The sequence below is a fragment of the Marinimicrobium sp. UBA4209 genome (assembly GCF_002381585.1).
Lineage (GTDB): Bacteria > Pseudomonadota > Gammaproteobacteria > Pseudomonadales > Cellvibrionaceae > Marinimicrobium > Marinimicrobium koreense.
This window is the reverse complement of the sequence record NZ_DFTP01000022.1, coordinates 1-6810: the sequence shown is the minus strand read 5'-3', so window position 1 is coordinate 6810 and position 6810 is coordinate 1. Positions and strand designations below refer to the sequence as shown.

Sequence of the window (6810 nt, the reverse complement as noted above, 5' to 3'; positions counted from 1 at the left end):
CACGACAGGGACTCTACCCGCCTCCGGAAGATGCCTCCCCAGTGCTCGGGCTGGAAGTCTCGGGAACCGTCGTCGCGGTCGGAGAGGGCGTTCAGCGTTGGCAGTTGGGCGACCGGGTCTGCGCTCTGGTCAACGGCGGCGGCTACGCCGAATACGCCGTCGCCCCGGCGGATCAATGCCTACCGGTACCCGAGGGGCTAGACCTGGAAGACGCCGCCGCACTGCCGGAAACCCTGTTCACCGTATGGCACAACCTATGGCAGCGGGCCCGCTTGCAGCCGGGCGAAACCCTACTGATCCACGGCGGCGCCAGCGGCATCGGCACCACCGCCATCCAGCTGGCCAAGGCCCTGGATCACCGGGTCATAGTGACCGCCGGCAGCCCTGAAAAGTGCGACGCCTGCCTGGCGCTGGGCGCGGACCGGGCGATCAACTACCGCGAAGCGGATTTTGTCACCGAGGTCAAAGCCTTCACCGACGGCCAGGGCGCCGACGTGATTCTGGACATGGTCGGCGGCGACTACGTCCAGCGCAATATCAAGGCAGCGGCCAAAGAAGGGCGCATCGTCAATATCGCTTTTTTAGACGGCAGCAAAGTCGAGGTAGACTTGATGCCCCTAATGCTCAAACGCCTGACCCTCACCGGCTCGACACTAAGAGCCCAGAGCACCGAAGCCAAAGCCGGCATCGCCCGAGAACTGGAACAACGCGTCTGGCCCCTGATCGCCCTCGGACGAGTAAAACCCTTGATAAACCACCGCTTTGCACTAAGTGACACCCAAAAAGCCCACGAACTGATGGAATCCAACACCCTGATCGGCAAAGCCATTATCGACCTATGACAAAAACCACCCCCCACCGCCCCCTAGAAGGCATCCGCGTCATCGAACTCGGCCAACTCATCGCCGGCCCCTTCGCCGGCTGCATGCTCGCCTACTTCGGCGCGGAGGTAATAAAAATCGAACCCCCGGGCAAAGGCGACGCCCTACGCGGCTGGCGCGTGGTGGAAGACGGCACCTCACTCTGGTGGCGCAGCCTGGGCCGCAACAAAAAAAGCGTGACCCTGGACCTCAAACAGGACAAAGGCCGGGACATCGCCCGGCAACTGATCGACAGCGCCGACGTCCTGATCGAAAACTTCCGCCCCGGCGTGATGGAAGACTGGGGGCTCGGCCCCGACGTCATCAAGCAGAGCAACCCGGCACTGGTCTACTGCCGGATCTCCGGCTTCGGCCAGACCGGCCCCTACGCCAAAAAACCCGGCTTCGCCTCGGTCTGTGAAGGCATGAGCGGCTTTCGCTACGTCAACGGCCACCCGGACCAGGCGCCGGTGCGCCCGAACCTGAGCATTGGTGATACCATCGCCGGTCTGCACGCGGCGCTGGGCATTACCCTGGCGCTGTTCGAGCGCGAGCGCCAACCGGGCGGGGAGGGGCAGGTGGTGGATGTGGCCCTGTACGAAGCCATGTTCAACCTGATGGAAGCCGTGGTGCCGGAATACGACGGCGCCGGTGTGATCCGAGAGCCCTCGGGCACCACCGTCACCGGCATCGTGCCCACCAACACCTACCGGTGTCAGGATGGCAAATACGTGGTCATCGGCGGCAACGGCGACTCCATTTTCCAGCGCCTGATGCGCGCGGCGGATCGGCCAGAGATGGCGAAAGATCCACGCATGGCCACCAACGCCGGGCGCGTCGAATGCGTGGAAGAAATCGATGGTGCATTATCCGACTGGTGTGGTTCTCTCGCGTCCACCGAGCTTCTGGCCAAACTCGAAGCGGCGCGGGTGCCCTCGGGCCCGATCTACAATGTCGCGGATATGATGGCCGACCCGCACTTTCAGGCGCGGGGCCTGTTTGAGCAGGTCGAGATCAATGGCAAGCCGCTGAAAATCCCGGCGATGATGCCGCGCCTGGACAGCACCCCGGGCGGCACCAACTGGCCGGGCCCCGAGGTGGGCCAACATACCGACGGCGTATTGCAGGAGGCTTTGGGCCTCAGTGCGGAAGACTTGAGTGATTTGCGCGAACAGGGCATTGTGTAGCGGCCCGATACGACGCCCGATAGAACGAGTAATCTGTTATGAACAAAACCGAAGAACGACCCGACGAGCCGCTAAAGCCCGGCCGCTATCGCCACTACAAAGGCAAGGACTATCAGGTACTGGAAGTGGCCACCCACAGTGAAACCGGGGAGGCCATGGTGGTCTATCGTTGCCTCTACGGCGACTACAGCCTCTGGGTCCGGCCGCTGTCCATGTTTAACGAGTCGGTGGAAGTGGCGGGGGAAACCGTGCCGCGTTTTGCCTATGTGGAACCCATGGAGAAGGATCACCTGTGGGCGGGACAGTAACGACGGACGACCTGAACGCGCGGGACGAACACTGGATGCAGCGCGCCCTGGCGTTGGCCGAGCAGGGTGCCCAGCGAGGCGAAGTGCCGGTCGGTGCCGTGCTGGTCCGCGACGATGAAGTGCTCGGCGAAGGCTTCAATCAGCCCATTGGTGCTCAGGACCCCACCGCCCACGCCGAAGTGGTGGCGCTGCGTCAGGCCGCTGCAGCGGAGCAGAACTACCGCCTGCCGGATACCACTTTGTACGTGACCCTCGAGCCCTGCACCATGTGCATCGGCGCCCTGATTCACGCCCGCGTCGCACGCTTGGTCTACGGCACCACCGAACCCAAAGCCGGCGTGGTGGAAAGCCGCAATCAACTCGCACAGACGGACTACTACAATCACTGGCTGGAAGTACAGGGCGGCGTACTCGCCGAAGCCTGCCAGCAGCAACTGACCGACTTTTTCCGCCAGCGCCGGGCCGAAATCAAGGCACGCAAACAGGCGCAAAACCCCTCATGAAATATTACGACTGCGTGATTATCGGCGGTGGCGCCGCCGGCCTGATGTGTGCCGCCACGGCGGGTTTTCGCGGGCGAAGCGTGGCGGTGTTGGACCATGCCAATAAAGTGGGCAAAAAAATCCTGATGTCCGGTGGCGGCCGCTGCAACTTCACCAACTACGATGTCTCGCCGGAAAACTTCATTTCCGACAATCCCCACTTCTGCATCTCCGCCCTGCGCCGATATACCCCTTATGACTTTCTGGCGCTGGTGCAGCGCTACGATCTCCAGTATCACGAAAAAGCGCTGGGGCAATTATTCTGTGATCACAAATCCCGGGATATTCTCGATATTCTATTGGCCGAGTGCGACCAAGCCGGCGTGAGCATCCAGACCCAGTGCACCATTGAATCGATCGAGAAAACCGACAGCGGCTTTACGTTGACCACAACCAACGGCGGTGTGCAGTGCGAATCCCTGGTGGTGGCCACCGGCGGCCTGTCCATTCCCACCATGGGCGCCACCGGCTTCGGTTACCAGATCGCCAAACAGTTCGGCCTGCCGATCACCGAGCGTGAAGCAGCACTGGTACCCTTCACCCTGAGCGGCCAGTGGCTGGAGATTGCCCGTTCCCTCTCGGGCGTGTCCTTGCCGGTGACAGTCGAGTGCGGAGAGCAGCGCTTTGCCGAAGCGCTGCTGTTCACCCACCGGGGCCTGAGTGGCCCGGCCATCTTGCAGATTTCCAATTACTGGCACCGCCAGGAAGCCATCACCATCGACTTCCTGCCCGGAGAATCTCTCGGGGAGCTGCTGAACCAGTGGCGCTCCGACGGTCAGAAAACCACCCTGAAAAACCGCCTCTCTCGCCACCTGCCCAAGCGCTTTGTGGAAACCTGGCTGGAACTGCCGATCTTCCCGAGCGGCCTGCAGGACAAACCCCTGGCGGAGTGGAGCCGCACCGACATGGACGCCCTGTGCGACGGCTTCCACCGCTGGCAGATCGTCCCGCCGGGAACCGAAGGCTACCGCACCGCGGAAGTCACCCGCGGCGGGGTGGATACCCAGGCGGTGTCCTCCAAGACCTTTGAGGCAAGAGCGGTGCCGGGGCTGTATTTTATTGGCGAGGTACTCGACGTGACCGGTTGGTTGGGGGGCTACAACTTCCAGTGGGCCTGGGCCAGTGGGTACTGTGCAGGGCGGGTGATTTGAAGATTTAAAGCTCATATTTGAATTTCTGAAAAATTAGTGCACACTTTACATTCAGGCGGTTAACGCTTTTTTGACCCGATAAAATAAAATTTAGAAAAATCAATGGCTTACTGAAATTGGTTAAAGGTAAGCGTGCCGCAGGTCGGGAGAAACAGTGCCAGCACACTTTTACACCCAGGGAGGAAGGTATTGTTGTCGGGAGTTGGTTGAGTGTCAGCACTTTACCCCGTGGCCTACCTTGACTCATAAACGTACAGGCTTGATATACAGTTGTTAGATTCTGAGGGGCTTTTTTGGATTTACCACCTAGTTTTTTAGCTTCCATGTTTGGTGCCATATTAGGGTCCCTGTTGGCAGGTGTGGGGTTTCTCTACAGACGTTCTGCTGAATATAAAGATGAATTCCGAGGGCTAATATTCACGCTTCTAGGAGTCTATAGTTCGTTAAGAGCTACGCAAATCCTCAAACCAAGAAATTATCTTGAAGCATGCGCTGAAGTGATGGAGCGTCTAGGCCACAAGAACTTGGCGAAAAATGAAGAGTTTTTCCGGATTATGGAGCCTCTAGTTAAGCCCCAGCTGGAAGCAATGCTATCCCAAGTCAATGGTTGGGATGACGCAGGTTATGTCCAAAAGCTCGAACGAATTGCTCGAAATAATCCCGTGCTAGCACATCGCCTTAAATCTAATTCGCTGCTAATGGATATTATCCCTCAAGTCCGTGAGTATTGGGTTCGTTATTTGGAGATGCTTAGTGATAACGACCTTTCAGCGGAGCATGTTGAGTCTGAACTTCCAAAAATGGAGAGTGAACTTGTCGAGCATCTTTTGGCCGAATTGAGGTCAGATATTCTTAAGGTTTCCAAATCTATTGGTATTATCCAATACGTTAGAGTGAGACGTCTTTTTAATGTCTATAAAAAACGCACTTCTGAGAATATTTTGGAGCCATTATTCAAAAAATTGATTTCATGAGTCATCATGCTTATGAACAAAGATCAGACAAGACTTAACCATGCGCTATTTCGGGACAATTCCCTTCCGCTTCGCGGCTCCAAAGTGTCCGAAAAGTTTCTTTTTATGTAACCGTTGCTTGGAAGACGTCGCCCTTTTGAATGTGGTTTTGTTGGATGTGCAAAATTAATTATCTAAATAATAGGCGGAGAAGGTGATGGCAAGAGTAATCGAAGAAAAATTGGAGTACTGCAAAAGGTGTTCTAAAACTACCAAGCATCATCGAAATAATAGTAAGTCAAGCGGGTTTATGCTTCTGGTGCATCTGATTCTGACTGTCGCAACTGTTGGTGTGTGGTTGCTGCTTGTCATCGTATGGAAGATTTTAAATGTGCAGGTCGGTGGCTGGAAATGCAGTGAGTGCGGAAGCTAAGTAGTACATAATAAACGGTTGTTGCTGATCCTTTGGAGTGAACGGCTTTCCCGCTACTGAATGGCTGCAAATCCGCTCCAAAAGCCGGTCGCTAGCTTTTTTGAGAGAGGTTCATGATCCTATACAAGTACATGTCCTTCAATGCCGCTCGGAAGGTGATCGATTCCCTATCAATAGGATTTTCATGCCTTGAAGACTTGAACGATCCTTTTGAGTGCACAGCCTTTGGTTTTCGAGATGGCGATGATTCTATAAGCGCGAAAACAGCCACGGATGCGTGCAGAAACCGCTTCTCGAGAAAATACGGTGTCTTATCGTTGACTCGGCAGCCGTTAAACGCGCTTATGTGGTCGCATTATGGAGACTCTCACCAAGGGGTGGTCCTTGGGTATGATTGTGATTTGGCCGGATTTTCAGACCCGCAAAGCAATGTGATTTCAAGCCAGTATGGAGAGATGATCTACTCAGCTACAAAGCCTCATAAGGATCTCCCTGTGATTGGCGAGCATGAGCTGATGAACATTGGCGGTAAACTTCGTTTTGACTCGAATGCCTACAATTTGATGAAAAGAGCTTTTCTATATAAGTCTCTTGAGTGGGCATACGAAGAAGAAGTCCGTATTGTAAAAAATATTGAAAATATCCCCTTCGGATATCACACAGGTAGTGGTCGATATCGTGAGTGGAATAAAGTAATTGTCTCTGGTCGACCTTTATACTGCCTTGATGTGCCGGAAAACTCGCTTAAAGAAATTTATTTAGGGCGAAATTTATATAGAAATGTTACCAAAGGTGGCTCTGTTACTGACAAAGAGTTGAAGGATGTGCTTCAGTCCTGGGGGAGAAAAGATGTCAAGATGATGCAGTGTGAACCCGATGTTAAATCGTGGAACCTCGTCGCAAAAAAATCTATCAACAAAAGCTAACCCGTGGCTGTTGACGAGCGCACTCGCGCTGGGACTTCGTTATACCGAAAAGCGACGGCGTTGAATGCTTTGTAGGAATAATGAGGGTGGAGTAGTGACACATCCAAAATTCATCGTAGGGAGTTTCGTCGAGGCGTTGGCGGCCTCGCGGTTGATTGAGTCAGCTATAGTCATAAAGCTTTCGAGTGATCCGTTGCTCGACATTCCGGGTGCAGGGGCAATAGTCGAAGGTTATGATTGGCTTGACAGTACTGGGTCAAATACGAGGTATGACTTAGTGGTCCTCGATCTTCCATTGGGGACGGCCCGAAAGAAGATCGAGATGGGTGGCTCAACAATCAGTGCTCGGGGAAGCTGGATAGAGTTGTACAAAGCACTTAACCTGCTTACCTCAAAGGGTTTGTGTGTTGCAATAATGGAGTCGACCTGTAGTGGCATAGTGATTCTGGC

General features: G+C 55.0%; 8 protein-coding genes. All 8 read left to right on the top strand.

What is annotated here, in order from left to right; genetic code table 11:
* Nucleotides 1–842 (top strand): NAD(P)H-quinone oxidoreductase (locus B3187_RS03740; protein ID WP_286804636.1); only part of this gene is annotated, 842 nt, incomplete at its 5' end.
* A complete protein-coding gene (locus tag B3187_RS03735; protein WP_286804635.1) occupies nt 839–2047 on the top strand; it encodes a CaiB/BaiF CoA transferase family protein in 1209 nt (402 codons plus the stop codon). The genes B3187_RS03740 and B3187_RS03735, both read left to right, overlap by 4 nt.
* Before the next feature lie 38 nt (nt 2048–2085).
* On the top strand, nt 2086–2355 hold the full coding sequence (locus B3187_RS03730) for a DUF1653 domain-containing protein (protein ID WP_024460561.1): 270 nt from the start codon (nt 2086–2088) through the stop codon (nt 2353–2355).
* Nucleotides 2340–2858: a tRNA adenosine(34) deaminase TadA gene (gene tadA, locus B3187_RS03725; RefSeq protein WP_286804633.1), complete on the top strand. Its 519-nt coding sequence runs from the start codon at nt 2340–2342 to the stop codon at nt 2856–2858. The genes B3187_RS03730 and tadA overlap by 16 nt, the downstream gene beginning before the upstream one ends.
* Entirely contained in the window at nt 2855–4048 is a 1194-nt protein-coding gene (locus tag B3187_RS03720) for an NAD(P)/FAD-dependent oxidoreductase (RefSeq protein WP_286804632.1), read from the top strand. Before tadA ends, B3187_RS03720 begins: the two co-directional genes overlap by 4 nt.
* Nucleotides 4049–4341: 293 nt before the next feature.
* Nucleotides 4342–5022, top strand: a complete 681-nt coding sequence (locus tag B3187_RS03715) for a hypothetical protein (protein ID WP_152521622.1) — start codon at nt 4342–4344, stop codon at nt 5020–5022.
* Nucleotides 5023–5547: 525 nt separating this feature from the next.
* The gene (locus B3187_RS03710; protein ID WP_286804631.1) at nt 5548–6360 is read left to right on the top strand and encodes a DUF2971 domain-containing protein; all 813 of its coding nucleotides are present in this window, start codon (nt 5548–5550) and stop codon (nt 6358–6360) included.
* 94 nt (nt 6361–6454) lie between these two features.
* Nucleotides 6455–6810 (top strand): hypothetical protein (locus B3187_RS03705; protein ID WP_286804629.1); only part of this gene is annotated, 356 nt, incomplete at its 3' end.

Bases quoted from the DNA above. Each gene is read 5' to 3' on its own strand.
- B3187_RS03710 (WP_286804631.1), top strand. From the start codon at position 5,548: ATGATCCTATACAAGTACATGTCCTTCAATGCCGCTCGGAAGGTGATC.
- B3187_RS03735 (WP_286804635.1), top strand. From the start codon at position 839: ATGACAAAAACCACCCCCCACCGCCCCCTAGAAGGCATCCGCGTCATC.
- B3187_RS03720 (WP_286804632.1), top strand. From the start codon at position 2,855: ATGAAATATTACGACTGCGTGATTATCGGCGGTGGCGCCGCCGGCCTG.
- B3187_RS03730 (WP_024460561.1), top strand. From the start codon at position 2,086: ATGAACAAAACCGAAGAACGACCCGACGAGCCGCTAAAGCCCGGCCGC.